This window comes from Agrobacterium sp. H141 (assembly GCF_057158725.1).
The window spans coordinates 3,508,630-3,535,491 of the sequence record NZ_CM169893.1 but is presented as its reverse complement, the minus strand read 5'-3'; the positions used below and the strand labels follow the sequence as shown (position 1 = coordinate 3,535,491).

Genomic DNA, 26,862 nt, shown 5'->3' with positions numbered 1-26,862 from the left:
CTTATCATCCTGCCTCGGTGGAGGCCTCTTCGTCTGTTTTCTCGACAGGATTTTTGAGACGCTTCGGCTTGATCAGCGGTTCCGGGTTGACCGGTCTGTTATGCAGCATGTGTCGACCGGCCAGAATGCCATCTGCGGCCTGGATCTGAAGCCGCTCCTCGTCGCGGCGGCGCACATCCTTGACGATGGCACGCGCATCGTCCTCCGACATGCCAAGCGCCTGAATGGTTTTCCGCCCGAACATGAGGCCGGATTCCAGCGTTTCGCGCAGTTCGTACTCCACGTCCCGTGCCCGAAGCGACAGGCTGTGGACGCGGTCATAAGACCGCACGAACAGGCGCGCATGCGGATATTCGTCCCGCACCAGATCGACGATGCGGTCCGTCGTTTCCTTCTTCTGCGTACAGACAGCGACAATCTTGGCATGTTCGATACCGGCCGCCCGCAGGACATCCAGCCGCGTACCATCGCCGAAATAGATGCGAAAGCCGAAGGAGGCCGCCTGGCGCACACGGTCGGCGGAATCGTCGATGATGGTTACCTCGCGACCGCTTGCCAGCAGGATCTGCGCGCTGATCTGGGCGAAGCGGGAAAATCCGATCATCAGCACGTCCGCGCCGGCACCCTCGAAATCCTCTTCCAGTTGCTCGCGACCATCCTCTGTCAGGAACCGGCGCGACAGCAAAGCACCCAGCGGCGTGAGCGCCATGGTGAGTGTGACCATGGAAATGAGCAATGAGGCCGTGGCATTGGAAAACAGCCCGGCCGTGGTGGCGGTGGTGAACAGCACGAAGCCGAATTCGCCGCCCTGCGGGAGAAGGAAGGCAATGCGCACCGCATCGTTCCGGCTTGAACCGGTGAACCGCGCGAGCACAAACATGATCGACGCCTTGACCACCATCACGGCAACCACGCCGACGGCCAGCAGCAGCAGATTGTCCATGATCACGGCGAGCTCCATCGAAAGCCCGACTGCCATGAAGAACAGCGCCAGGAGCAGACCGCGAAAGGGCTCGATATCCGCTTCCAACTCGTGACGATAGGAGGATTCCGCCAGCATGACACCTGCCAGGAACGCACCCATGGCCATGGAAAGCCCCGCCACCTGCATCAAGGTGGCAGCGCCGATGACGACAAACAGCGCCGCCGCAATCATCACCTCGCGCGCACCGGTGCGGGCAATGATCTGGAAAAACGGCGTCAGCAGATAGCGTCCGGCCACAACGGTCGCAGCAATGGCACCGACGGCTTTCAGAATTTCGGGTAAAACCGCAGTCTCGGACTGGCTGTGACTGGTGCCCAGAATGCTGACCATCGCCAACAGCGGCACGATCGCCAGATCCTGCAACAGCAGGATCGAGAAGGCGCGTTGTCCATAGGTTGAGTTCCGGTCGCCCTGATCATTGAGAAGCTGCAGTGCGAATGCGGTCGAGGAAAGCGCAAGACCAAACCCGACCACCAGGCTTCCACGCCATTCTGCAATGCCCGCCACCATGGAAAGACCTGTCAGGGCCAAGCCTGCAAGCATCACCTGTGCGGTCCCAAGCCCGAAGATGTCGGCCCGCATGCGCCATAACCGCGACAGGTTGAGTTCCAGCCCGATGACGAACAGCAGGAACACCACGCCGAGTTCGGCAATGCTGAGAATTTCCTCCGCGCCGGTGATCAGATGGAGCACCGGGCCGATGACCACACCGGCTGTCAGATAGCCCAGAACGGTTCCAAGACCGATCTTGCGGAACAGCGGTGCAGCGACAACGGCACCGCCCAGAAGCAGCAGCGTTTCGGAAAACAGAGTTGTCGAGGTACTCATGAACGACTTTTCCTTCAACTCATTTGGCGACAATTGCCGCAGTTCTGCGGGAATCGACGGTGCTGCCCTTGATGCTGGGTGTATTGCACAATAAATGGTGCCCGAACGAAAGGCTATTTCATGTCGTCAGAATTCGATTCCGCCAGCCTGTTATCCCGCGCCGATCAACTTGTCGAGCTTGCCCGCGCCGCCGGTGCGGATCAGGCCGATGCCGTTGTTGTCCGGTCCCGCTCCAAGTCCGTGTCTGTGCGCCAGGGAAAAGTGGAATCCACGGATTCCGCCGAAAGCGATGATTTCTCTTTGCGCGTCTTCGTCGGCAAGCGTGTTGCCAGCGTCTCGGCAAATCCGGGCTTTGATTTGAAGGTGCTTGCAGAGCGCGCCGTGGCCATGGCCAAGGTGTCGCCGGAAGATCCTTATGCCGGTCTGGCCGACAAGGAAGATCTGGCGACGACCTTCCCGGATCTGAAGCTCTTCGACCCGACGGAAGTGTCGAGCGAAGAACTGACGCAAGCAGCCCTTGCCATGGAAGAGGCCGCCCTTTCGGTGGACGGCGTCACCAACTCCTCGGGCTCCGGTGCATCCTCTGGCCTTGGCGGCATGGTGCTTGTCACCTCCGACGGCTTTTCCGGCAGCTATATGGGCTCCCGCTTCGGTCGCTCCGTCAGCGTCATTGCTGGCGAAGGCACCAAGATGGAGCGCGACTATGATTTCGATAGCCGTCTTTATTATTCCGAACTGGATAGTTCCGAGGATATTGGCCGCCGCGCCGGCGAGCGCGTTGTCCGTCGCGTCAATCCGCGTCAGGTGAAGACCGCTTCCAATCTGACCGTGGTCTTCGACCCGCGTGTCGCGCGTGGCTTTGTCGGGCATATCGCGGGCGCCATCAACGGTGCTTCGGTTGCCCGCAAGACCTCGTTCCTGCGCGACAAGATGGGCGAGCAGGTCTTGAAGCCCGGTCTCACCATCATCGACGATCCACGCCGCGTCCACGGCTCGGCCTCGCGTCCCTTCGACGGTGAAGGCGTGGCCGGCGAGCGCCTGACCATGATCGAGGACGGTGTCTTGAAGCACTGGTTCCTCTCGTCGTCCACGGCGCGTGAACTGGGGCTGAAGACCAATGGTCGTGGCGCACGCGGTGGCACCTCTGTCTCCCCGACATCCACGAACCTTTCGCTGGAACCGGGCGACGTGTCGCCGGAAGAACTCATCCGTTCCATCGGCACAGGCTTCTACGTCACCGAATTGATCGGTCATGGCGCCAACATGATCACCGGCGAATACAGCCGCGGGGCATCCGGCTACTGGATCGAAAATGGCGAGATCGCCTATCCGGTCTCGGAAGTCACCATCGCGTCCAACCTCAAGGACATGTTCATGCGGTTGACGCTTGCAAATGACATCGACCGCGATTTCTCGGTGGCATCGCCGACCATCGCCATTGAAGGCATGACACTCGCCGGCCTTTGAACAGACCGGCCGGTCACCATAGAAAGGCAAGGGCTGCACCATGACATCCGCTCCGACGAACGAACGGCTTGCGGACCTCGCCCTTGTTGCCAAGGCGGCGCGCAGTGCCGGCGAAATAGCCATGACATTCTTCGGCCAGTCACCCGATGTCTGGTGGAAAAACGAGGGTAGCTCGCCAGTCAGTGCCGCAGACTTTGCCGCCAATGACCGCCTGTCGGATATCTTGCGCTCCGCACGTCCCGACTATGGCTGGCTATCGGAAGAAACCGACGACGATTCAGCGCGACTTGGCTATGAGACCCTGTTCGTGGTCGATCCAATTGATGGCACACGGGCGTTCATAGGTGCCAAGAAAACCTGGTGTGTGAGTGTCGCCGTCGTTCACCGGGGTCGCCCGGTTGCCGCAGCACTGTATGCCCCGGCCTTGGATGAGGAATTCCTGGCGGTCGCTGACGGCGCCGTCACCAGAAATGGCAGCCCGATTTCCGTCGCGGGTCCCTCGGCAGGTCCAACCCGGGTCGCGACCGCGACCGATATGCTGGACCTTCTCGATCCCGAGTATCGTGAGACGGTCGAGCGCGTGCCGCATATCCCCTCGCTGGCCTACAGATTGGCCTTGATTGCTGACGGACGTATCGACGCGACGCTGGTGAAGAAAAACTCGCATGACTGGGATCTGGCCGCCGCCGATCTTCTGCTGGAACGGGCCGGGGGGCAGTTGGTTGATTTTCGCGGTGAACCGCTTCAATACAATCGCGCCGAAGTTGTTCAGGATCACCTCTGCGCCGGCTCTGCGACCGCGCTGCCGGGCCTTCTGCAACATCTGCGGGTACCCCGCGCGGTTGACCTTTGAGCCGAAATCGCGCACAGCAATGGCAACAAAAACTGGAATGGAAGGATGACAAGGTATGACGGAAGCAGCAGGCAAGAAACAGCTTCTTCACCTGGTCTTTGGCGGCGAACTGTCCAATCTTCAGGAAGTTGAATTCCGCGATCTGAACGATCTCGACATCGTTGGAATTTATCCGGACTACGCATCGGCGCTGACAGTCTGGAAATCGAAGGCGCAGCAGACGGTGGACAATGCCCACATGCGATATTTCATCGTCCATATGCATCGCCTTCTCGACCCTGTCGGGAAAGACGTTGAAAAGAATTGATCCGGGTGCGCCCGCGACTGGCTTGATTAGCCATCGCGGGCGCCACTATTTTAACGAAGTTATAGCTCAGTCAGTATAGTGGTTTGTGGGGGTAACCAGAGCCACTTTTCAGGTGCCATATTTGATATGATGACGCGGATTTCATAACCCATGAGCAATGGATTGGCCTCGGTCGCGCTGACAGCATACCGGTGGGCGGGCGTCGCTGCCTATCCGCTGGCTGGTGCGTTTCTGGCGATCCGTGCAGCCAAGGGTAAGGAAGACAAATCGCGTAAGCTCGAGCGCTTCGGCTATGCCAGCGTCGAGCGTCCCGCAGGCCCGCTGGCCTGGGTCCATGCCGCAAGCGTGGGCGAAACTCTGGCCGTCATCCCGCTCTTGCGCGAATTGCGCCGACGCCAGATCCAGGTGCTGCTGACCACCGGAACAGTGACCTCCGCTGAAGTCGCAGCGCGCCGCGTCGGCGGCGACATTATTCATCAATATGTGCCGCTGGACGTGAAGCCCGCCATCAAGCGCTTTCTCAAATACTGGAAGCCGGACATAGCCCTGTCTGTGGAATCCGAAATCTGGCCCGCCACGATCATGGAACTGCGGCGTCGCCATATTCCCCAGGTTCTCGTCAACGCCCGCATTTCCGAACGCTCTTTCGATAGCTGGCGCCGCCATTCGGGCATCGCCGAAATCATCTTCGGGCAGATGGCGCTGGTCGTCAGCCAGACGGATATCGATGCCGAGCGCTTTCGCGATCTGGGTGCATGGCCCGTCAGCATTTCCGGCAATATCAAGGTCGATAGCGAAGCCCCGCCTTGCGATGAAGCGGTGCTGGCGCATTATGCCCAGCAGATCGGCAAGCGCCGCACCTGGGTGGCCGCGTCCACGTTCGAGGGCGAGGAAAAGGCCGCCGTGATGGTGCATCGCGCACTGAAAGCCCATACCGGCATATTGACCATTATCGTGCCGCGCCATCCCGAGCGCTGTGACGAGTTGGAAAAGACGATGACCGAGAAGGGGCTCCTGGTCGCCCGCCGCAGCCGCAATGACCCGATCACGGACGAAACCGATATCCTGCTCGGCGACACCATGGGCGAAATGGGTCTGTTCCTGCGCCTGACCGAGATTGCCTTCCTCGGCAAGTCGCTGACCGACAAGGGTGGGCAAAATCCGCTGGAGCCGGCCATGCTCGGCTGCGCAATCCTCTCCGGCCCCAATGTCGAGAACTTCCGCGAAACCTATCAGAAGATGGTGAAGGCCGGTGCGGCCCGCATGGTGCGCGATCCAGAAATGCTGGCCAAGGCCGTACATTTCCTCTCCAACAACGACATTCCGCGTCACAAGATGATGGATGCGGGCACCGAATGCCTGCAGGAGATGCGCGGTGCGCTGGCCGCCACCATCAAGGGTCTGGAACCCTACATCAATCCCCTGACCGTCAAGGCAAGGCTTCAACCGAGAGCAGCGCAGGTATGAGTGTATCAACGGTCGCCATGCCGACGCCCGAGCGTCTGGCCGCCATCGGCGGCATCCTGTTCGACAAGGATGGCACCCTTCTGGATTTCAACGAAAGCTGGGAACCGGTAAACCGCGCCGTGGCGCTGATGGCAGCGGGCGGAGACCCGGTGCTGGCTGCAGACCTGCTGAGGCTTTGCGGCATGGACCCGGCAACCGGCATGATCGCGCCCGACAGCCTCTTTGCAGCCGCCAATACACGAGAAATCGCAGAAGCGATGATTGCGGCCGGTGCGCGGTTCGAGCTGGAAATCTTGGTCGCGCGGATCGACGCCGAATTCGCCGGTGCTGCCGATCAGTCGGTGCCGGTCGCCGCGCTTGCACCCTTGTTTGAAAGCCTGAGCGCACGTGGTCTGAAACTGGGCATCGCATCCAGCGACAACGAGCGGTCGATCAGGGCCATCGCCGCGCGCTTCGGTCTCGATCCCTATCTCGATTTTGTCGCCGGATATGACAGCGGTCACGGCGTCAAGCCTGAGGCCGGCATGGTTCTCGCATTCTGCGATGCGACGGGCCTGGAGCCGCATCAGGTCGCCGTGGTCGGCGATAACAATCACGACATGCATATGGGCCGCAATGCCGGTGCCGGGCTCACCATCGCCGTGCTGAGCGGAACGGGGTTGCGCGAAACGCTTGCAGCCCATTCCGACCTCATACTTGACGATGTGACAGGTTTGCCTGTTCTCTTCGGGTAAGGAGTGGCGGCATCCGTTGGAAGAGCCGCCTGCAAGGGGGATAGATAGATATGGTTTCGGAAGCGCCTCCATTCTGGTGGACGCGGCGGGGATGGCAGGCAATCGCTCTGCTGCCGTTATCTTTTCTCTATGGGCGCGTGGCCGGCTGGCGCATGGGCGTGAAGAGCCGAAACTCCGTTCCTGTTCCCGTCATCTGCGTTGGAAACTTCACCGTCGGCGGTGCCGGAAAGACGCCCACGGCTGCAGCCCTTGCGCGTGAGGCCAAGGCCCGTGGTTTGCAGCCGGGCATTCTCAGCCGCGGCTATGGCGGTTCGCTGGACGTCACCACGCTCGTTGACGCAGATCACCACCGTGCAGCCGATGTTGGCGATGAACCGCTCTTGCTGGCGCGCGAGGCGGTCACTGTGGTGGCCCGCCGCCGCATTGCCGGTGCTCGCATGCTGGTCGAACAGGGGGTCGATCTGATCATCATGGATGATGGTTTCCAGAGCAATTCGCTGGTGACGGATTTCGCGTTGATCGTGATTGATAGCCGCCGCGGCATCGGCAATGGCCATGTGGTTCCGGGCGGACCGGTGCGCGCGCCGATCGGGCGTCAGATGCGGCGCCTGTCTGCGATCCTCAAGGTTGGTAATGGCGATGCCGCCGACAAACTGGTGCGAAGGGCGTCTCGAAGCGGCAAGCAGGTCTTCGTCGCAACCCTGATGCCTAAGGATGATGAAGGACTTGCGGGTCTGGGCGTTCTGGCATTTGCCGGTATCGGCGATCCGGAAAAATTCTACCGCACCCTGTCTGAGCTCAATATTCTGATCGAGGACAGGCAGGATTTCCCCGACCATCATCATCTGGCAGATGATGAAATTGTCGATTTGCTGACCCGCGCCGATGCCAAGGGGCTCCAGATCGTGACGACGGCCAAGGATATGGCGCGGCTCGCTCATGGCCATGGGCGCGCAGCCGAACTGGCCGCCAGGTGTCATGTCATCGATGTCGATATGGTTTTCGACGATCCGGGAGCACCATCACAGATCATCGACCGTGCCATCAACGCCTGCCGTGAGCGAAATCTCCGTCGCGGCCGGTCCTGATCCCGTTGGCGTTCAGCGCCCCGTCTGTACCGGAAGCGTGCCGGCACGCTTTTCGGCTTCGAACGAGGACGCGGCATCCACATAGGGCTCTTGGCGGGCAATGCTCCAGTAGCGCAACTCGTCGATGAGGATCTGTTTGCCGGTCATGGCGCAGATAACATGCGAACCCGGCGACAGGATCTGGAAATCCCCATCGAGATATTTGATCTTCGCTTCGCGATTGCTGCCGCCTTCGAACCGGTTCATGTCTTGCCCTTCCGTACTGCCGTCGTCTGCCTTAAACCGCCGAACGGTCGATTTCCAGAGAAAATCAGCTTCGTCCGAACAGACGCTCGATATCGGAGAGCTTCAACTCCACATAAGTCGGCCGACCATGATTGCATTGGCCGGAGCCCGGGGTCTCTTCCATTTTCCGAAGCAGGGCGTTCATTTCTTCCACGCGCAGCACGCGGCCTGATCGCACAGAACCGTGGCAGGCCATGGTGGCGGCCACATATTCGAGCTTGGCTGAAAGACCCCCGGCTGTATCCCACTCGGCAATCTCGTCGGCCAACTGGCGCACAAGCGCATCCGCATCGACCTCACCCAGCATCGCCGGGGTTTCGCGAACAGCAATGGCACCGGGGCCGAAGCGCTCGATGGCCAATCCCAACTGGTCCAGATCCGCGGCATGGGCCATCAGCCGGTCGCAGTCTTCTTCCGGCAGGTCGATGATCTCCGGAATGAGCAATCCTTGCGAAGGAAGACGCCGTCCCCGCAGCGCTGTGCGCAAGCTCTCGTAGACGAGCCGCTCATGGGCGGCATGCTGATCGACGATCACCAGCCCGTCCGGCGTCTGGGCGACAATGTAGTTCTTGTGCACCTGCGCCCGCGCAGCACCGAGCGGAAAGCGTTCCACCGGTTCGACGCCCGCAGTCTCTGTATCCGGGCGCATTGGCTGGACAGGCATCTCCGCGCGCGCGGCGGGCACGGTCATCGTGTCGAATGCGCTTTGCACGGGTTCGCCAAATCCGCCGGCAGCGCCGGGCGTAAAGGGCCGATACGGCGAAGACTGCGTCGTCCATGTTGCGGAGGGGCTAGGCTGCGGCGGGCGATAACCCGGCCTGAAGGCGCGTAGCATGTCGCTGGCACCTTTTGTCGATGATCGGTCGCCTTCACGCGTCAGCGCCTCGCGCACCGCCCCCACCACCAGGCCACGCACCATGCCCGGATCGCGAAACCGCACATCGGATTTTGCCGGATGAACATTGACATCGACCAAGGCTGGATCGAGCGTGAAGGACAGGACCACGATGGGATAGCGGCCATGCGGGATGGTTTCGGCATAGGCACCGCGCACGGCAGAGAGGATCAGCTTGTCCTGAACCGGGCGACCGTTGACGAAGGCATATTGATGCGCCGAATTGCCCCGGTTGAAGGTCGGAACGCCGGCAAAGCCGCTCAGCTGCACATCCTCGCGTTCCGCATCAAGCGCAATCGCATTGTCGCGAAAATCACTGCCGAGGATCTGGGCGATGCGTGCCAGATGGTCTTCGCCCGTTGCCGGGAATTCGAGTGTCGAACGGTCCGATCCGGACAGGGTGAAGCGGATTTTCGGAAAGGCGATCGCCATCCGTTTCACCACTTCGGTGATTGCGGCGGCTTCGGCACGTTCGCTTTTCAGGAATTTCAATCGGGCAGGGGTGGCGAAAAACAGATCGCGCACCTCGACCACGGTGCCGGGATTGGCAGCGGCTGGACGCACTGGCGAAACCTTGCCGCCGCTCAGCGCAATTTCGGCACCCTCGCTGGCCCCTTGCTTTCGACTGGTGATGATGACTTTTGCCACCGAACCGATCGAGGGCAGGGCCTCGCCGCGAAAGCCCAGGCTGTGGATATCGTCCAGCGTGTCTGAAAGCTTGGAAGTACAATGACGCCGCACGGCCAGTTCGAGATCCGTCGAATCCATGCCGCTGCCATTATCGGTAATCCGAAGCAGGCTCTTGCCACCGCCAGCGGTCGCGATCTCGATCCGGGTCGCCCCGGCATCGATGGCGTTCTCGATCAATTCCTTTGCGGCACTGGCAGGTCGTTCGATGACCTCGCCGGCGGCAATCTGGTTGATGAGCGTCTCGGAAAGTTGCTTGATGGCCATCTGTCTATTTTCGGGGATTCGCAGGCCTGAGGGAAGGGGAAATCGAAGAGAGCGGCGCGCAGTTTTATTGCTCCCGTCGGCAATTTACGATTAACACCGCCTTAATTGAAAGGCGCTAGTTTGCCGGGAAAATGAAATCCTGGCAAAGACGGGCCAAATGATGGCAAGCGCGAGCAAGCTTGAGCTTTCTTCCATAAAAACCGGTTCCAAGCCCCATGCCTCATCCGGGCATGCAATGTCTTCGTGCGCATCGATCACCGTTCGACCTCCAGCCTTTGAGGGAGTGCACGGTGACTGACTTTGCAAAATCGTCTTCAGGCGACCAGGCCCGCGACAGGACGCCCGATTCAGCGGCTTTGCGTGGCGGCGCGCTGCAGCCGGCAGTGCTTGAGGCTGCAGCCGACGCGCTGGGTGCGGCATTTCTCATCTTCGACCAGAACGACAAGATCATCTTTGCCAGCCGCAATGTCAGACAGTTTTTCCCTGTAGCGCCTCTTTTTCTGGAAGCCGGAACGCGTCTTCGCGATCTTTTTGGAGCGCTTTATGACGCGGGCATGCGTGTCAGTTCCGAGGCGCCGGCCTCTGCCTCGAAGGGGGCATCCCGAGAAGAGTGGATCGCCAGCCACACCTCCAGCCATTGGCGCGAGCGCAGCGACAAACAGGAGCGTGACGCCTCAGGACGTTGGCTGCGCTATTCCCGGCGCCGGTTGTCGTCCGGCTATGGCCTGTCGCTTGTGACCGATATCACCGAGCAAAAAAAACGCGAAGAACAGTGGCGCGCCGACATGGAGCGCGTGCAGTTGACCGAGGAAATCCTCGACAACCTGCCCAATCCCGTGGTCGTCCAGGATGCCAATCTGACCGTGGTCGCGGTGAACCTCGCCTTTTCCAACCTATTGTCGCTGAGTTCCGATGGGCTGCTGGGCAAGAGTATGGACAGGATCTTCAGGACCGATGTGGCCGAGCGCGTGAACGCGGCTTGCCGCCACACGCTGCAGACCGGTGCGCCGTCGGTCATCGCCCAGGAGATTGCGGCGGAAGACGACCCCTCGGCACCGGTCTTGATCCGCACCAAGCGCGTGGGAAAGCCGGGACGCTACTTCATCGTGACCACGATTGACGACCTTGCCGAGCTTCACGATCTGCTGCCGGCAGCTGCTGCATCCGCCTCGAACGGGATGCCGCGGCCAAGCCCTGCGTCCGACAGGCGTGACCATGCTGCCGGTCCGGCAGGTCCATTCCCTGTCACCGACCGCAACATTCTTCTCGTGACCGATGATCCGACGATCGAGGCGCAGGCGTTAAGAACGCTCATTGCCCTGGGTGCGGATTGCTGTGCCGTTCGCAGCATCGAAGAGGAAGAGGCATTTCTGCGGCTTGCCAGGTCCTCCGGCGCTCTGGTCGATCTGGTTCTGATCGACGCGCAGATGGATATCGCCTGTCTGGAACTCGCAGAAATGCAGGGGCTGGATGTTCTGCCACTGGATGCCTTCCAGCTGACATCGGACCTGCCGCAAACGATCGGCAATTACCTGGCGACGCGCGCGAATGCGCAAAGACATTTGCCGGATTGGCAATTCTTGACCGGCTCGGAAAAACGCACTGAGATTGATGACACTGACCGTCCCCTGGTGCTTGTGGCCGAAGACGACGAGGTCAACCAGATCGTCTTTGCCCAGATTCTGGAAAGTCTGGGTTACCCCTACAAGATTGCAGTCAGTGGCGATGAGGCAGTTCGCCTGTGCCGGGACCTTCAACCAGGCATCGTGATGATGGATGTCACGCTTCCTGTATTGTCGGGTCTGGAAGCCTGCCGAATAATCCGGGAACTGGGCGGACCGGCGGGCGCAGACATACCGATTATCGGAGTGATCGTAGATAAGTCCGGTGACCTGCGCGCGAGATGTCTTGCCTCTGGAATGAACGATACAATCGCCAAGCCGCTCAGTACAGAAATGATCCGAGATGTGTTCGAGCGTTTCCTGAAAAAGAGTGTGAGCCGCCTCGGCTGAACACTGTACCCCCAAAATTAGGGGTGAGAACATCTAGTCTTCGTCCGCCTATTGCTATGATCTTGTTAAGAGTTGCAGGGCCATTGTTCAGCGGCAGATAGTTGACGCAGGATGACTGAAATGAGGCCCGACAACAGGACTTCGCCGGATGAGAGCCATAAAGAGCTCCAGGCAATGGCCTATACGGACTCCTTGACCGGTCTGGGCAATCGCCACCGTCTTCGAGAGAAGGTCAAGCATCTGGCTGCCGAACGCGCGGATGATCCGGCTCCCTTCACGGTGGGGCTGGTCAATCTGGACGGTTTCAAGCCGATCAACGATCTCTTTGGAACCGAGGCTGGAGACGAGATCCTCTGTCAGGTCGCCCACAGGCTGAAGGCATGTGTGCCGGATGGCGCCACCGTGACCCGTCATGACGGCGATGAATTCGCAGTTGTCTTGCCTCTCATCTGCGAGCGCGTAAGCGCCGAGCGGATGGGCCAGATGATCAAGGATGTGCTGTCGGCACCCTATGATCTGGGCGATCGCAATGTTCGTCTTTCGGCCTGTCTTGGCTTTGCCGTCTATCCCTTTGCCGGTGCAGAATTCGAGGATCTGCAAAAGAGTGCGGAGACGGCACTCTATCGCTCCAAGCGCCGCGGCCGTGGCCACATCACGGTCTATTCCAGCGAAATCGCCCAGGAAATGATGCGGGCCACCCAGATGGAACAGGCATTGCGCCATGCCATCATCAACGACGCCGTCGAGGTCTACTTCCAGCCGATCGTGCGCCTGTTCGACAATCGCCCGGTGGGTTTCGAGGCACTGGCGCGCTGGAACGACCCCGATCTCGGCTTTGTATCGCCGTCGGTCTTCGTACCCCTTGCCGAAGAGCGCGGCTTCATCGATCTGCTGTCGGAGGCACTGCTGCGCAAGGCAGCGGAAGCGACCCTCACATGGCCGAGAGAACTCTTCCTGTCCTTCAATCTCTCTTCAGCCCAGTTGATGGATCTGCGCACCACCAGCAATATTCTGGCCATCCTCGCAAGCACCGGCTTCGATCCGCACCGGCTGGAACTGGAAATCACCGAAACGGCGGTCATGACATCGGCAGAAACTGCCGAGCGTATCATTCAGGATCTTCGTGACGCCGGGATACGCATTTCTCTGGACGATTTTGGAACCGGCCAATCAAGCCTTGGCCGACTGCGCGACTTTGCTTTCGACAAGCTCAAGATCGACCGTGCCTTCGTCTCCTCGATTTCCAAGGACCGCGCCTCCGAGCATATCGTCAAGGCCATCATTACCATGTGCGAAGGCCTTGAGCTGCAGGTTGTGGCCGAGGGTATCGAGACCGAGGCGGAAGCCAAAATGCTGCGCGCGCTGGGATGCGGCATGGGGCAGGGCTATTATTTCGGCAAACCGGTCGATGCCGCTGCCACCCTGCGCTATCTGAAGCAGCATTTTCACGAATTTACCGTCGCCGATCGCATGAACGCCTGAGATCGGCCGCCCGGTCGACCTCTTCGAGCTTGATTACCAAACGACGCACTTCGACCAGAAATCGCCGTGTCTCGACATTGCGGCTCACGGGGCGCTGCGCAACTATGGCAGACGATAGGCGGATCTTCGCCGTCCGGCAGCCATGCCGAAATGCAGCGCGAGTGTGTTCTTCATGCCTGATTTTTCCCGCGATCCGCTTCTTCAGCCATTCCAGCTCAAACATCTCACGTTGAAAAATCGGGTCATGTCGACGGCGCATGAACCAGCCTATTCCGAAGACGGCATGCCGACCGACCGCTACCGGCTCTACCACGTTGAAAAGGCCAGGGGCGGCATCGCCTTGACCATGACGGCGGGATCGGCAAGCGTTTCCAGCGACAGCCCGCCGGCATTTGGCAATCTGCTCGCCTACAGGGACGAAATCGTCCCGCATCTGAAGCGTCTGACCGATGACTGTCACGAGCATGGAACGGCGGTGATGATCCAGCTCACCCATCTTGGACGTCGGACCAACTGGAACAAGGGCGACTGGTTGCCGGTTTTGTCGCCTTCCCCGATCAGGGAGCCGGCCCATCGCCATTTCCCCAAGGAGATCGAGGACTGGGATATCGAGCGCATCGTCGCCGACTATGCCGCAGCAGCCCAGCGCATGCAGGCGGCCGGTCTCGATGGCATCGAGTTCGAGGCCTATGGTCACCTGATGGACAGCTTCTGGTCGCCCGCCACCAACCGGCGAGACGATGACTTCGGCGGATCGCTCGATAACCGCATGCGCTTTTCCAATATGGTGATCGATGCCGTGCGCCATGCCGTCGGTCCCGAATTCATCGTCGGCATTCGCATGGTCGCCGACGAGGACTGGGACAAGGGATTGTCGAAGGCGGAAGGCATGGAGATCGCCAAGCGTATCGCGGCCTCGGGCAAGATCGATTTTCTCAATATCATCCGTGGTCACATCGAACACGACGCCAGCCTGAACGATGTCATTCCGATCCAGGGCATGGCCGCCTCGCCGCATCTGGATTTTGCCGGAGAAGTCCGCCTGGCGACCAAATTTCCGGTGTTCCACGCCGCCAGGATTGCCGATGTGGCAACGGCCCGCCACGCCATTGCCGAAGGCAAGCTCGACATGGTTGGCATGACGCGTGCCCATATCGCCGATCCGCACATTGTCAGGAAGGTCATGGCAGGCGAGGAGGCACGCATCCGCCCTTGCGTCGGTGCGACCTACTGTCTGGACCGTATCTATGAAGGGGGCGAGGCACTCTGCATCCACAACGCCGCGACAGGCCGGGAAGGATTGATCGACCACGATATTGCAAAGGCGCAACGCCCGCGCAAGGCGGTGGTCATCGGTGCCGGACCGGCGGGGCTGGAAGCTGCCCGTGTGCTGGCCGAGCGCGGACATTCCGTCGATGTCCTGGAGGCGAGCGGAAACGCCGGCGGGCAAGTCAATTTGCTCACCCGCAATCCCCGTCGCAAGGAAATGGTGGGCATCGTCGACTGGCGGCTCGGCGAACTGGAGCGTCTGGGCGTTCAGATCCACTACGACACCTATGCCATGGCCGATGACGTTCTGGAATTCGAGCCGGATCTGGTGGTGGTCGCCACCGGAGGCATCGCCCAGCTGCCGGAGCTTGAGGCAGGCGAAGATCTGGTTGTCTCGAGCTGGGATATTCTGGCCGGTTCCGTCAAGCCGGCTGGTCCCGTCCTGCTCTACGACGACAATGGCGGTCATCAGGCGATGAGCGCCGCAGAAGTGATTGCCAATTCAGGCGTGGAACTGGAACTGGTCTCGCCCGAACGCTTCTTTGCGCCGGAAATGGGCGGCATGAACCATGTCCCCTATGCAAAGACCTTCGCCGAGAAGGGCGTCAAGGTGACGATCAATACGCGGCTGGTTTCCGTGCGCCGCGAGGGCAACGGGCTGGTGGCGATCCTGGGATCGGATTTTTCAAAAACCGCAATCGAAGAGCGGCGAGTGGCACAGGTAGTCGTCGAACATGGCACCATGGCCAATGCCGATCTCTATCTGGAGCTCAAGCCGCAATCGCGCAATCTCGGGGCCGTCGACTATTCAGCACTCATCAAGCGCAAGCAGCCTTTGCCGACCAGGAATCCGGATGGCACCTTCGAACTGATCCGCATTGGTGACGCGATAGAGAGCCGCAATATTCACGCGTCGATCTATGACGCTTTGCGCTATTGCACGCTGCTTTAGGCGAAACCTGTCGGCTGTCGGAGCGGGATATCGTCCGGCAGAGGACGAAAAGAAAGGGCGGCGCACGAGGCACCGCCCTTCGGGATCGTGACACGTCCCTCGTTCAAATGCTTAGTTAGCAGTAGACGAGGTGGTCGTGCTGTCGGGCATGGTCGTCGTCATGTCCGTATCGGCTTCGGCAGCCTGCTGATCCAGTGTCTTGAAGGCCGGTGCGGCTTCCAGGGATTCGGCAGTTTCAACCGTGGTCAGACGAACATCGTTGTTTTCGTCATGCGTCACATCGATCTTGGCCATTGGAACAGCGACATCCTTTTCACCGATGCCGAGGAAGCCACCGACGCCGATCACGGCTGCGGCAACCTTGCCGTCTTCACCGATAATCAGGTCGTTGATATCACCGATGCTTTCGTCCTTGCCGTTATAGACGGACGAGCCGATGAATTCGTTGGCGCTGACCTGGTTTTCGGCCTGTTCGGTCAGATATGAGTCTGTTGTCGCAGACGCGTCAGCCGACATGTCGACCTTGGGAGCAACGTCCTTGTTCATCGTATCGGTCGAAGGGTTTACACCCGTTGCCGATGGAGCTTCCACAGCTGGTGTAGCCGGGTCGACTGTTGCGTCCTGTGCGAGGGCAAACGGTGCTGCTGCACTGGCGAACAGGGCGGTGGCGGCGAGCAGATTAATAGACTTCTTCATAACAGATTCCTTTCCTCTCTCGTGAACATCTGGCGGGACGCTGATTGTCCAATCCCACCGTTGTGGTTCGGGGGGTAAATGGCGAAGACGGGCAGATCGTTCCGGAAAAGGCGCCAACTATATTTTTTCGAAGAACAGGAACCTTGGATTGCGGTTTGCGTTTGGCCGGCCGCCATTGATGGACGCACCTCGCTTTGAAAAAGACCCCCGTCTGATGGCCTATGGCCCACAACTTGTGCACCACCGCGGTGTCGCCCCGCAGCTGCATAGTCTTGAATTTACGCTGATAAACATGGCTTATGTTTCGAGTTTCGTTTTGATTGACCATGCAGTCAACGCGGAACACGCTGCGTGTCGCGTCGCTTGTCTATTGCGCGCTATGAGAGTGATCCAATTTTGATCAATCTGTGCAACGTGACTAGACGATAGGCATTTTTTGCGGATATGATGTATTGAGTTGTTCAAACCTAGAATTTTTACGATATGTCATATTTCTGACAGCGGGATCGTGGGGCGGGCAATTTTTATTGAGTATGTGGTATCTATTTAATTTATATTTTTATTGTATTCGGCTGAAGTTATTCAGTTCTCCCAGATCCGTGAACTTACCCATGACGGAAAACATAATTTTCATCATTGGTAATAGCTGACGTCATTAATAACAGTATTGGCTTTCAGGGGAATAGATTTGAATTTTCTTCTTTGGCCCTTGTGAAGAAAAGTGCATTATGACGCCAGCAGAACAAAATAATTCGGAGAGCTTTGTAACGCGCATGCTCACTGAGTTGCACTCGTACAAGACGCAATTCGATGTATTCCGCTTTATGAAGCGACTAACCGATAGCGTCGGTGCGCGAGCATTCATGGTCTTCAACATACCGCACGCAACGTCGGTTGATCTTTCCAGTAGCTCGATCATCACCAACTGGCCGGCTGAGCTCTTGTCGAGCTATGACCAGTCGCGCTTGCTGGCGAATAGTCCTGTCATCGAGCATATCCGGGTGTCGACGGTACCGCTCGCTTTTGATTTCGACGTTGACTACACCAACAAGTTTTCGGTGCCGGTCGAATCCGTGCGGGACCTCTTTGTCCGGTTTAACATGTGTCGCGGGACCTATTTTCCGGTTCATGATGCAACAGGAACGCGTGGGGCCGTCGCTTTTACCGGGGACAGGAAGCCATTCACTCAACAAGAAACGATCGAACTCTATTATCTCTCCGCCCATGTGTTCAATCGCCTGGCCGATATCCGCGATCTGGACAATCGCGCGACGGAAACCTTGACTGATCGGGAGATAGATTGCCTCAACTGGACGGCGGCCGGAAAGACAAGTGTGGAAATCGCCGAAATATTGGGGCTCTCGGAGCACACCATCAATCACTATCTCAATCGCGCGACCAAGAAGCTCGATACGGTCAATCGAACCCAGGCTGTCGCCAAGGCCCTGCGCATCGGGCTCATCAAGTAGCAGTCGCGGTGCATTCAGTTTGACGAGACAAGCGAGTGGCCCCTGGCGTTCATCCCCTCCGCTTCTCGTCCGATACTGCAAAGCAGCCGGAAGCCGCCTAAAACATGTTCAGGGCTGCGGCGCATCTATACGCACTGCACAATTATTCATCGTGTGCACGTCGGCGCAAGGTTCTGCCCAGTCAGACAATGTTGGCGGAAGTAACTGAAAAACAAGACGAATAAGCCGACCTGCCAAACTGGCACATATTCTGCATATCCTAAGGTAAGTCCAGAGGGGACTATGTAGAAGCGTCCATCTAAGGTCGCTCGAGACAAAGTCGCCAAGCCGCTCTCTTGCGCATTGCGTTGATGAGATCAGGCTTGGCGGCTTTTTCATGTTTAGCGTGGTAATTCACCACAACATGCGTCGGTGCTTCAATTTGCCTGCCACTCGCAGTCCCGTGGTTGGGCCACCCCGGGCGGTTAAAGGGTTTTTCACATTTTTCCGACACGATTCCGGAAAAGATGGAAGAGGCACTAGAAATGGCAGCGCGTGAATGTCTGGAGCTGTCGGTTGTAGCGCCGTGCTACAACGAAGAGGACGGTCTGGTAGAGTTTTGCCGCCGCGCGTTGGCGGCTGCGGCTGCCGCCTCGACCGATGGCGCCTACGAGCTAGTGCTGATCGATGATGGATCCAGCGACAGCACCTGGTCTTTGATCAGCGAGCAGGCGTCCCTGCACCCCCAGATCGTTGGTATCAGGCTTATGCGCAACCATGGTCACCAGTTGGCTGCCTCTGCCGGGCTTGCACATGCTCGCGGTAACCGTGTGCTCTTGATCGATGCTGACCTTCAGGATCCGCCCGAGCTGCTTTTGCTGATGATGCCGATCATGGATGGTGGGGCAGACGTTGTTTATGGCCAGCGCGCGGTGCGCAGAGGCGAAACCTGGTTTAAGCGTGCAACGGCAAGCGCCTTTTACCGAATGCTATCCTGGTTGTCGGAGACGGATATTCCAAAGGACGCCGGCGACTTTCGTCTGATGAGCCGTCGTGTGGTTGATGTGGTCCTGTCAATGCCAGAACGGGATCGGTTTCTGCGCGGTCTTGTCAGTTGGGTCGGCGGACGCCAAGTGCCGGTAATCTACGAACGCGATGCGCGTTTTGCCGGTGACAGCCATTACCCGCTGCGCAAGATGCTGCGCCTCGCGCTGGATGCCGTCACCTCATTTTCCACCAAGCCATTAAGGATCGCGTCCTGGTGTGGTGTCGTGACCGCAGCTTTTGCAATGCTGCTTTTGGCATACACGCTATGGCAATGGATCAGCGGCGCAACCGTGTCAGGCTGGGCGAGCCTTATGGTCGTACTGACGACCTTCAGCGCCGTCCAGTTGCTCACCCTCGGTATACTGGGTGAATATCTCGGGCGTCTGGTACAGCAAACGAAGGCAAGGCCCCTATATCTGGTCGACGAAATCGTCTGCCACAACGAGGTGACGACAAATCCCCGTGAAGCAACAGAAAAACCCAATACGGAACAATCTACCCGGACGGCAGGGGCACGGTCCGCTGAGTTGCCGCGTGCCGCGTCGAAGTGATTGGCGACGGATGTCAGTGCGACTTTTGTTGAGTTGGCTTCGAGGCAAAGTCTTTTTCAAATATGCGCTGACCGGCATTTTGAATACACTGATTGATCTTGCTATCTTCTCGGTTCTGTTGGCTTTTGGCGCTTCGGCCCAGCTGGCAAACATCATCGGTTTTCTGTCTGGCGCAGCAAATAGCTATGTTTTGAACCGCAATTTTACATTCGCTGTCGGTGGTGGACTGACCAGACGAAGCGAGCTTTCGCGAGTCCTCGCCTTTCTGATTGTCACGCTGATCGGTACCGCAATTTCATTCCTGACATTTTTTATACTTGATCCGTTGATCGGACACTTCGGTGCCAAATTACTGTCGATCCTGGCTGTGTTGTGGGTGGGGTTCGCACTCAATCGGTTCTTTGTATTTCGTACAGCCGACTGAAATGGCTGATGCGCCTGCTAAGCAACGGATCCGGGGAATTGGAAATGACCGAATGTGCACAAGACCATCAGTCGAAAATGTTCACCATTCTGTCGATTATCGTTTTCGTTATCTGCGCGGCACTTTTGGTGGCTGTGGTCGATATTCCACCCGTACTGGACTATCCAAATCACTATGCGCGCATTTGGCTGCTGTCCGGCGGTATTGGCGAGGCGCCGCTTTCCTCGATCTATGAGCTCGACTGGAGCCGGACATCGACCAATATCGGCATCGACCTGATCGCCTGGAAGCTTGGGCCGGTATTGGGGGCCGTTGCGATCGCCAAATCGGCTTTGTTCCTGGCAATAGTCATGCCGCCCTTGGGCGCGGCGCTCTTGAACCGCTATCTTCTTGGCGCGTGGCACCCCTGGCAGGTTGCCATTTTTTTCTTTGCCTGGTGCGCCACCATGATCGGTGGCTTCATGAATTTCCAGATCGGGATCGGCCTGGCGTTGCTCTTCGCCATCGCCGACGCGTGTCTTCACAAAAGAACTTGGGTTTTGCAGTTCGGCTGGCGCGTATGTGCCACTACCATCCTTTATTATGACCATGCCTTTGCCGCGGCCTTCTTTCTGCTTGTCGTCGTTGCCCTTGAATTCTCTGCACGGTTTACGCCCTTTCAGGATCGTCATGCGTTCTGGAACTTTTGTCGAAGGGCGATGATGGCGACAATGGCGTGGGGCGCGGCCTTGGTTGCGATTGCCTGCCTTCAGGAAGGAAAGGGGACCGTCCCGGGCGAAGACTTTCATGCGATGTGGAATGATCGAATGGTGTCGCAGGTGTGGAACCTGCTATCAGCCATTTGGTCGTATACCTTGATCGTCGATGTCCTGTTCTTGATTGGTTTACTCGTCGTCCAGAGTATATTGCGGAAAAATGGTTACAGACTGCATGCCGGTTTGCTGATCGCCGCCGCCCTTCTTGTGGTGCTGTCGATTGCGTCGCCACGGAGCGCTTTCGGGACTGGCTGGATCAGTTGGCGTTTTCCAATCATGGCAGCACTTGCTGCAACGGCTATGTTTTTGCCATCCCATTTGCAGCGGCGCAGCCCATCAATTGTGCTGTGTCTTATCATAGTCATGACGGTCTTTGGGCGGTTCGCCTGGATCAGCTACAATTGGGTGGCGTATCAGCCGACTGTCGTGCATGTCCGGGACCTCTTGGTCCAGATCCCGCCGGGGTCAGCAGTTTTGCAAGTTGGTCACGTATTTAAGGAGCGCTCTTCTCAAGCGCCGGCTTTTGAACGGATGAGCTGGTATGATGATACCTATCGTCATTTGGCGACGCTTGCCGTCCCGATTGCGCGCTCATTCGTGCCAACAGTCTTTACTGCCAAAGGCAAACAGCCGCTGATGGTCACGCCGCATTGGCGATCTATCGACGTGCCCGAGGATAACCTGATCTCGACATCCACATTGATCTGCATCCCACCCGAAAAGTTTGAAGGCGGATATCGAAACTACTTGGCTGACTGGCGGAACCGGTTTGATTATGTGCTGCTGTTGAACGCCGATCAGCCGGACAAAATCGCCGGAATGGACTTGATTGGTGGCTTGGACCTTGTAGACGGAAGCGGCTTTGCCCAACTTTACAGGGTGGACAGAGGCTGGCGTGCGGATATCGGTGACCTCAGGCCTGCCTATTGCGACGACGCCGAGCCTTGGCAGTGACGAAAGTCGGTGTTAGGCCGTGAATCCGCAGGATGCGCAACAGGCGTCTGTCGCGTATGAAATGTGTTAGGACGGGGTACAAAAATTATGACGGCTGTTACCAGAGAACAGGTTCTCGAAACGCTGAAGACCATTCGCGGGCCGGATCTGGAAGGCAATGTCGTCGATCTGGGCATGGTCTCGGATATTTTCATCTCCGACGCCAAGGCATATTTTTCGATCACGGTCCCTGCCGATCGTGCCAATTCGCTTGAGCCTCTGCGTGAGGCCGCCGAACGGGCGGTCAAGGCGATCCCCGGCATCAAGGGGGCGCTGGTGTCCTTGACGGCAGAAAAAAAGGCAGGTGCGCCCAATCCCACGCCCCAACCGGCGCGGCCTGCAGCAAAACCGTCTGCGGCACCGGCGCATGGCCATTCCCATGGACCGGCTTCAGGCAGCCGCCCGGCCAAGACCGATATCCCCGGCATCGGCGCTATCGTGGCCGTTGCGTCCGGCAAGGGTGGCGTTGGCAAGTCGACGACAGCAGTCAATCTGGCGCTGGGCTTCAAGGCCAACGGTCTGCGTGTCGGCATTCTCGATGCCGATGTCTACGGTCCTTCCCTGCCGCGCCTCATGGGCATTACCGGCAAGCCGAGCCAGATCGAAAACCGTATCATCGTGCCCATGGAAAACTACGGCATCAAGGTCATGTCCATGGGCTTTCTGGTGGATGAAGCGACCGCCATGATCTGGCGCGGACCGATGGTGCAGTCGGCACTCATGCAGATGCTGCGAGAAGTGGCCTGGGGCGATCTCGACGTTCTGGTCGTCGATATGCCGCCGGGCACCGGCGATGCGCAGTTGACCATGGCCCAGCAGGTGCCGCTGACCGGTGCCGTGGTGGTGTCCACGCCACAGGACCTGGCCCTCATCGATGCGCGCAAGGGCATCACCATGTTCAACAAGGTCGAGGTGCCTGTTCTCGGCATCGTCGAGAATATGAGTTATTTCATCGCGCCCGATACCGGCAATAGATACGATATCTTCGGTCATGGAGGCGCAAAGGCCGAGGCCGAGCGCATCGGCGTTCCCTTCCTGGGCGAGGTGCCTCTGACCATTTCGATCCGTGAGACGTCGGATGCAGGCACACCTGTCGTGGTATCTGAACCCGATGGTCCGCAGGCCAAGGTTTATCGCGACATTGCCGAAAAAGTCTGGCAGCAGGTCAGCGCGAAATCGCCGCGGTCGGCACCCAATATTGTCTTTGAGTAACGGGATATCGGCTTGCTGATCGACATAGATCAGCGACTTATTGAATAATCCCGACCGATGACCATATCTTCGATGTGCGCCTGGAACGACGCGCCAACTGCGGGCCCCTCTGGCGGGAAATTTCGGCTTTCCCGTGATGTCGGAGTTGTTGTTTCGTAATCCGCCGGTGGATTTATTCCTCCATGTACGCGCTCTCTGCTGATTTTATGGGGCAGCCACTGTGGATGTGGCTGGGCTACCTTACGTTCGTATTCGTTCTGCTTTCCTTCGATCTCTGGTTCCTCAGCCGCAAGGGCAGGGACATCGATATCAAGCAGAGTATGCGCCTTTCAGCTTTCTATATCTCGATGGGCCTTGCCTTTTCCGTCTTCATCTGGTGGCGTCTGGGCGGCGACGCGGCGGTCCTTTACCTCACAGGCTATGTGGTCGAAGAGAGCCTCTCGCTCGACAACATCTTCGTCATCGCCCTGATTTTCGGTTATTTCCAGATCCCGCAAAGTCATCAGCATCGCGCGCTCGTTTACGGCATCATCGGTGTCGTCCTGCTGCGCGGCCTGATGATCGGTGCCGGCACCGCCATGGTCGATCGCTTCCACTGGGTGCTTTACGTCTTTGCTGCCTTTCTGGTTTATACCGGCATCAGGATGCTGTTGTCGGCAGATGACCAATTCGACGTATCGAATGCCAGTCTGCTGCGTTTCCTGCATCGCCATCTGCCACTGACGACAGAGCTTCACGGCGATCGCTTCTTTGTTCGAGAGCCAAAGACAGGTGCCGAAAAGGCCGGATATTTGGCAACGCCCCTGTTTCTGGCGCTGGTCATGGTGGAGTTCGCCGACGTGATCTTTGCCGTCGACAGCGTGCCGGCGATCTTCTCGATCACCACCGAGCCCTATATCGTCTTCACCTCCAACATTTCTGCCATTCTTGGCCTTCGTGCGCTCTATTTCGCACTGTCGGCCATGCTGGAACGGTTCTCCCTTCTCAAATACTCGCTGTCTGCCGTGCTGGTCTTTATCGGCGGAAAGATCCTGATCGGTGAGATGATGGGACTTGGCAAAATGCCGGATCTCTGGTCGCTGGCGATCACCGTCGCCATTCTGGCTGCAGGCGTTGTCGCATCGCTGGCGTTGACCAAAACGCCTAATACGCAATAAAGAGCCTCCGAAACAGGATCTGCATCGTGATCAACGTTTACCATCAGGATGGCACGGCCAAGGCCTTGCAGATGTCGCAGCCGCCTCAGGTGCTGGCCGATAATGTCGTATGGCTCGACCTTCTCAATCCCGACAAGGGCGAAGAACATCTCGCTGAAACGCTGCTGGGCATCGAACTTCCGACGCGCGACGAGTTGAAGGATATCGAGCCCTCCAGCAGGCTTTATATCGAAGCCGAGGCTGTCTTCATGACAGCATCGCTCATTTGCAAGGCCGAAAGCGAACTGCCGCAACTGGCCGATATCGCCTTCATTCTGGCGGGCAATCGGCTGGTCACCATTCGCTATGCCGAACCAAAGGCCTTCACCTTGTTCGTGGCCGCGATGCAGCGCAATGGCGGCAAATGTCGATCGGGTTTCGAGGTTCTGGCACGCCTGATGGAGACTGTGGTTGACCGCACGGCGGAAGTGCTGGAACTGGCCGTGTCCCGCATCGACGACCTGTCCACAAATGTATTCGTGGATCGCAAGGCGGCCAAGCGCCGCCCTCCACGCTTTCTCGAAGACAAGCTTCTCGACATTGCCAGTCACCACCGCTTGGTGAGCAAGGCACGCGAGAGCCTGATCACGCTGGAGCGGCTGGCGACCTTCATGCGGGCGCTGCCACAGATCAAGAAGGACAAGGACGCCTCCGATCTCTGTCGTATCATTGCGCGCGATGTACAGTCACTGTCCGAACACGCCGCCTTTATCGCCAACAATATCACCTTCCTGCTCGATGCATCGCTTGGTCTGATCAATGTCGAGCAGAATGCCATCATCAAGATCCTGTCGATTGCCTCGGTGGTCTTCCTGCCGCCAACCCTTGTGGCATCGATCTACGGCATGAACTTTGAGTTCATGCCGGAACTGCACTGGAACTACGGCTATGCTGCCGCGTTGCTGGGCATGCTCGTCTCTGCCATCGTCCCCTTTGTCTTTTTCCGCTGGAAAGGCTGGCTCTAGCAGCCAGGGTCACCCATGTCCCAACCTTCATCCGTTGAAACCGCGCACCCGCGTGCGCCAAGTCTTTTCGCGCTCACGCTCGGCTCCGTCGGTGTCGTTTATGGCGATATCGGTACAAGCCCGCTCTATGCCTTTCGCGAGGCCCTAAAGCCGATCAGCGCAGACGGTATCGACAGGCCGGAAATCATTGGCCTCATTTCGCTGATGATCTGGGCGCTGACCATCATCGTCACCATCAAATATGTGCTCTTCCTGCTGCGTGCCGACAACGAAGGCGAGGGCGGCACGCTGTCGCTGCTGGCGCTTTTGATGAAGAATTCCGACCGATACATATCCGTCCTCACCATGATGGGCCTGGTCGGTGCGGCACTCTTTCTCGGCGATGCGATGATCACGCCGGCTCTGTCGGTCCTGTCGGCAGTCGAAGGCGTCAAGCTCGTGGCGCCAGGGCTGTCGGATTATGTCCTGCCGATTACGATCGGCATCTTGATCGGCCTGTTCCTGTTCCAGGTGCGCGGTACCGGAGCCGTCTCGGCATTCTTCGGACCGATTACGCTCGTATGGTTCGTCGTCATGGCGCTTGGCGGCATCGTGCATATTTCCGATGATTTCGGCATCCTGTCGGCCTTCAATCCCTGGTATGCCGTGGCATTCCTGATGGAAGACGGATTTCTGGGTTTTGTCGTTCTGGGGGCGGTCTTTCTGACAGTCACCGGTGCCGAGGCGCTATATGCCGATCTTGGCCATTTCGGCCGCAAGCCGATTCAGCTCGCCTGGTTCATCATCGTCTTTCCGGCACTCGTGCTCAATTATCTGGGGCAGGGCGCTCTGGTCTTGAAAGACCCTTCCGCCGCCAGCAACCCGTTTTTCCTGATGTTTCCCGATTGGGCGCTGTTTCCGGTCGTGATCCTGGCAACGGCTGCGACCATCATTGCCAGCCAGGCCGTCATCACAGGCGCATTTTCGCTCGTGCGCCAGGCCATCAACCTTGGTTTCCTGCCACGCATGCAGATCCTTTTCACATCCGAGACCCATACCGGCCAGATCTATCTGCCGTCGGTCAATCTCATGCTGCTGATCGGCGTGCTGTCGCTGGTGTTGCTGTTCCAGACATCCGACGCGCTGGCCACCGCCTATGGCATCTCGGTCACCGGTGCCATGGTGGTTACCACTATCATGGCATTTGAATTCCTGCGCACCCGCTGGAAGTGGCCGGCTTTCGCCGCCGTGCTGGTGTTGTTGCCGCTTCTGGTGCTCGAACTGGTTTTCCTTGGCGCGAACGCCATGAAGATCATGGATGGTGGCTGGGTGCCGGTGCTCTTTGCCATTGGCTTCACTGTCATCATGTGGACCTGGCGGCGCGGCTCTGACCTGTTGTTTGAAAAAACCAGGCATGCCGATATTCCGCTCGACAGCTTTATCGCTTCGATCGAGAAGAAGAGTGAACATGCGCCAGTCCAGGTGCCCGGAACCGCGATCTTCCTGACATCCGATCCGCAAACGGCCCCCGCGGCACTGCTGCACAATCTCAAGCACAATCATGTTTTGCACGAGCGCAACATCATCTTGACCATCAAGACGGTGAACCGTCCGCGCGCCACCGAGAGCGAACGCTTCATCGCCGAGAGCATTTCGCCGCGTTTCAGCAAGGTGGAATTGCGCTTCGGCTTCATGGAGAGCCAGAATGTCTCGCAGGCACTCGCCAAGGTGCGCAAGAACGGACTGAAGTTCGACATCATGTCGACCTCCTTCTATCTTGGGCGTCGCAAGCTGGTGCCGGATGCCAAGAGCGGCATGCCCTATTGGCAGGACAAGGTCTTCATCGTGCTGGCCAATGCGGCTGCAGATCCGTCGGATTACTTCCGTCTGCCGACCAATCGCGTGGTCGAGCTGGGATCGCATGTGATCATTTGACCGACCTGCAAAACCGACCGTAACGTGCATTTCAAGCACTCGGATCACGCTATTGCGAGATTTCGTTAGGGTTGCGTGCATTA

Annotated in this window: 21 protein-coding genes; 17 read left to right on the top strand and 4 right to left on the bottom strand. The window is 58.4% G+C overall.

Translation table 11 applies throughout. The features are described 5' to 3' along the window. Nucleotides 1-4: 4 nt before the first annotated feature. Nucleotides 5-1,813 carry a monovalent cation:proton antiporter-2 (CPA2) family protein gene (locus ACWPM9_RS16620; protein ID WP_428185713.1) on the bottom strand — a complete coding sequence of 603 codons (1,809 nt, stop codon included), beginning with the start codon at nucleotides 1,811-1,813 and terminating at the stop codon, nucleotides 5-7. Nucleotides 1,814-1,933: 120 nt separating this feature from the next. Here ACWPM9_RS16620 and ACWPM9_RS16615 point away from each other — a divergent pair, with 120 nt between their 5' ends. From ACWPM9_RS16615 to lpxK, 6 genes are all read left to right on the top strand, one after another. After that, entirely contained in the window at nucleotides 1,934-3,280 is a 1,347-nt protein-coding gene (locus tag ACWPM9_RS16615) for a TldD/PmbA family protein (RefSeq protein ID WP_428185712.1), read from the top strand. A gap of 40 nt (nucleotides 3,281-3,320) precedes the next feature. Continuing rightward, nucleotides 3,321-4,133, top strand: a complete 813-nt coding sequence (locus tag ACWPM9_RS16610) for a 3'(2'),5'-bisphosphate nucleotidase CysQ (RefSeq protein ID WP_484755867.1) — start codon at nucleotides 3,321-3,323, stop codon at nucleotides 4,131-4,133. A gap of 55 nt (nucleotides 4,134-4,188) precedes the next feature. Further along, nucleotides 4,189-4,440 (top strand): DUF4170 domain-containing protein, encoded by a 252-nt coding sequence (locus ACWPM9_RS16605; protein WP_484755866.1) that lies wholly within the window; start codon nucleotides 4,189-4,191, stop codon nucleotides 4,438-4,440. Between the two features lie 150 nt (nucleotides 4,441-4,590). Then, nucleotides 4,591-5,907: a lipid IV(A) 3-deoxy-D-manno-octulosonic acid transferase gene (gene waaA / locus ACWPM9_RS16600; RefSeq protein WP_484755865.1), complete on the top strand. Its 1,317-nt coding sequence runs from the start codon at nucleotides 4,591-4,593 to the stop codon at nucleotides 5,905-5,907. Then, nucleotides 5,904-6,641, top strand: coding sequence for an HAD family hydrolase (locus tag ACWPM9_RS16595; protein ID WP_484755864.1), 738 nt, complete (start codon nucleotides 5,904-5,906; stop codon nucleotides 6,639-6,641). Before waaA ends, ACWPM9_RS16595 begins: the two co-directional genes overlap by 4 nt. A 50-nt stretch (nucleotides 6,642-6,691) precedes the next feature. Continuing rightward, nucleotides 6,692-7,729 carry a tetraacyldisaccharide 4'-kinase gene (gene lpxK / locus ACWPM9_RS16590; protein ID WP_484755863.1) on the top strand — a complete coding sequence of 346 codons (1,038 nt, stop codon included), beginning with the start codon at nucleotides 6,692-6,694 and terminating at the stop codon, nucleotides 7,727-7,729. Nucleotides 7,730-7,741: 12 nt separating this feature from the next. Here the strand turns inward: lpxK and ACWPM9_RS16585 are convergent, their stop codons facing one another. Together ACWPM9_RS16585 and mutL are read right to left on the bottom strand one after the other, a co-directional pair. Beyond that, nucleotides 7,742-7,975, bottom strand: a complete 234-nt coding sequence (locus ACWPM9_RS16585; protein WP_428185706.1) for a DUF2093 domain-containing protein — start codon at nucleotides 7,973-7,975, stop codon at nucleotides 7,742-7,744. Between the two features lie 64 nt (nucleotides 7,976-8,039). Further along, the gene (mutL, locus tag ACWPM9_RS16580; protein ID WP_484755862.1) at nucleotides 8,040-9,863 is read right to left on the bottom strand and encodes a DNA mismatch repair endonuclease MutL; all 1,824 of its coding nucleotides are present in this window, start codon (nucleotides 9,861-9,863) and stop codon (nucleotides 8,040-8,042) included. Nucleotides 9,864-10,153: 290 nt separating this feature from the next. On the opposite strand from mutL, the gene ACWPM9_RS16575 reads away from it, so the two are divergent. From ACWPM9_RS16575 to ACWPM9_RS16565, 3 genes are all read left to right on the top strand, one after another. Continuing rightward, on the top strand, nucleotides 10,154-11,875 hold the full coding sequence (locus ACWPM9_RS16575; RefSeq protein WP_484755861.1) for a response regulator: 1,722 nt from the start codon (nucleotides 10,154-10,156) through the stop codon (nucleotides 11,873-11,875). A gap of 120 nt (nucleotides 11,876-11,995) precedes the next feature. Beyond that, nucleotides 11,996-13,357: a putative bifunctional diguanylate cyclase/phosphodiesterase gene (locus tag ACWPM9_RS16570; RefSeq protein ID WP_428185703.1), complete on the top strand. Its 1,362-nt coding sequence runs from the start codon at nucleotides 11,996-11,998 to the stop codon at nucleotides 13,355-13,357. Between the two features lie 172 nt (nucleotides 13,358-13,529). Further along, on the top strand, nucleotides 13,530-15,578 hold the full coding sequence (locus ACWPM9_RS16565) for an oxidoreductase (protein WP_484755860.1): 2,049 nt from the start codon (nucleotides 13,530-13,532) through the stop codon (nucleotides 15,576-15,578). 111 nt (nucleotides 15,579-15,689) lie between these two features. Here the strand turns inward: ACWPM9_RS16565 and ACWPM9_RS16560 are convergent, their stop codons facing one another. Next, nucleotides 15,690-16,274, bottom strand: coding sequence for a PRC-barrel domain-containing protein (locus tag ACWPM9_RS16560; protein WP_484755859.1), 585 nt, complete (start codon nucleotides 16,272-16,274; stop codon nucleotides 15,690-15,692). Between the two features lie 728 nt (nucleotides 16,275-17,002). Between ACWPM9_RS16560 and ACWPM9_RS16555 the strand changes: the two genes are divergently transcribed. The 8 genes from ACWPM9_RS16555 (at nucleotide 17,003) to ACWPM9_RS16520 (ending at nucleotide 26,779) form a co-directional block, all read left to right on the top strand. Further along, nucleotides 17,003-17,743: a helix-turn-helix transcriptional regulator gene (locus ACWPM9_RS16555; RefSeq protein ID WP_484755858.1), complete on the top strand. Its 741-nt coding sequence runs from the start codon at nucleotides 17,003-17,005 to the stop codon at nucleotides 17,741-17,743. A 506-nt stretch (nucleotides 17,744-18,249) separates the two neighbouring features. After that, nucleotides 18,250-19,320: a glycosyltransferase family 2 protein gene (locus ACWPM9_RS16550; protein ID WP_484755857.1), complete on the top strand. Its 1,071-nt coding sequence runs from the start codon at nucleotides 18,250-18,252 to the stop codon at nucleotides 19,318-19,320. 10 nt (nucleotides 19,321-19,330) lie between these two features. Beyond that, a complete protein-coding gene (locus ACWPM9_RS16545) occupies nucleotides 19,331-19,744 on the top strand; it encodes a GtrA family protein (protein ID WP_484755856.1) in 414 nt (137 codons plus the stop codon). An 8-nt stretch (nucleotides 19,745-19,752) separates the two neighbouring features. Further along, nucleotides 19,753-21,453 carry a hypothetical protein gene (locus ACWPM9_RS16540; protein WP_484755855.1) on the top strand — a complete coding sequence of 567 codons (1,701 nt, stop codon included), beginning with the start codon at nucleotides 19,753-19,755 and terminating at the stop codon, nucleotides 21,451-21,453. Between the two features lie 87 nt (nucleotides 21,454-21,540). After that, entirely contained in the window at nucleotides 21,541-22,704 is a 1,164-nt protein-coding gene (apbC, locus tag ACWPM9_RS16535) for an iron-sulfur cluster carrier protein ApbC (protein WP_428185696.1), read from the top strand. 182 nt (nucleotides 22,705-22,886) lie between these two features. After that, nucleotides 22,887-23,861 (top strand): TerC family protein, encoded by a 975-nt coding sequence (locus ACWPM9_RS16530; RefSeq protein WP_484755854.1) that lies wholly within the window; start codon nucleotides 22,887-22,889, stop codon nucleotides 23,859-23,861. A gap of 26 nt (nucleotides 23,862-23,887) precedes the next feature. Next, on the top strand, nucleotides 23,888-24,865 hold the full coding sequence (locus ACWPM9_RS16525; protein WP_484755853.1) for a magnesium transporter CorA family protein: 978 nt from the start codon (nucleotides 23,888-23,890) through the stop codon (nucleotides 24,863-24,865). 15 nt (nucleotides 24,866-24,880) lie between these two features. Beyond that, nucleotides 24,881-26,779 carry a potassium transporter Kup gene (locus tag ACWPM9_RS16520; protein ID WP_428185693.1) on the top strand — a complete coding sequence of 633 codons (1,899 nt, stop codon included), beginning with the start codon at nucleotides 24,881-24,883 and terminating at the stop codon, nucleotides 26,777-26,779. Nucleotides 26,780-26,862 lie beyond the last annotated feature (83 nt).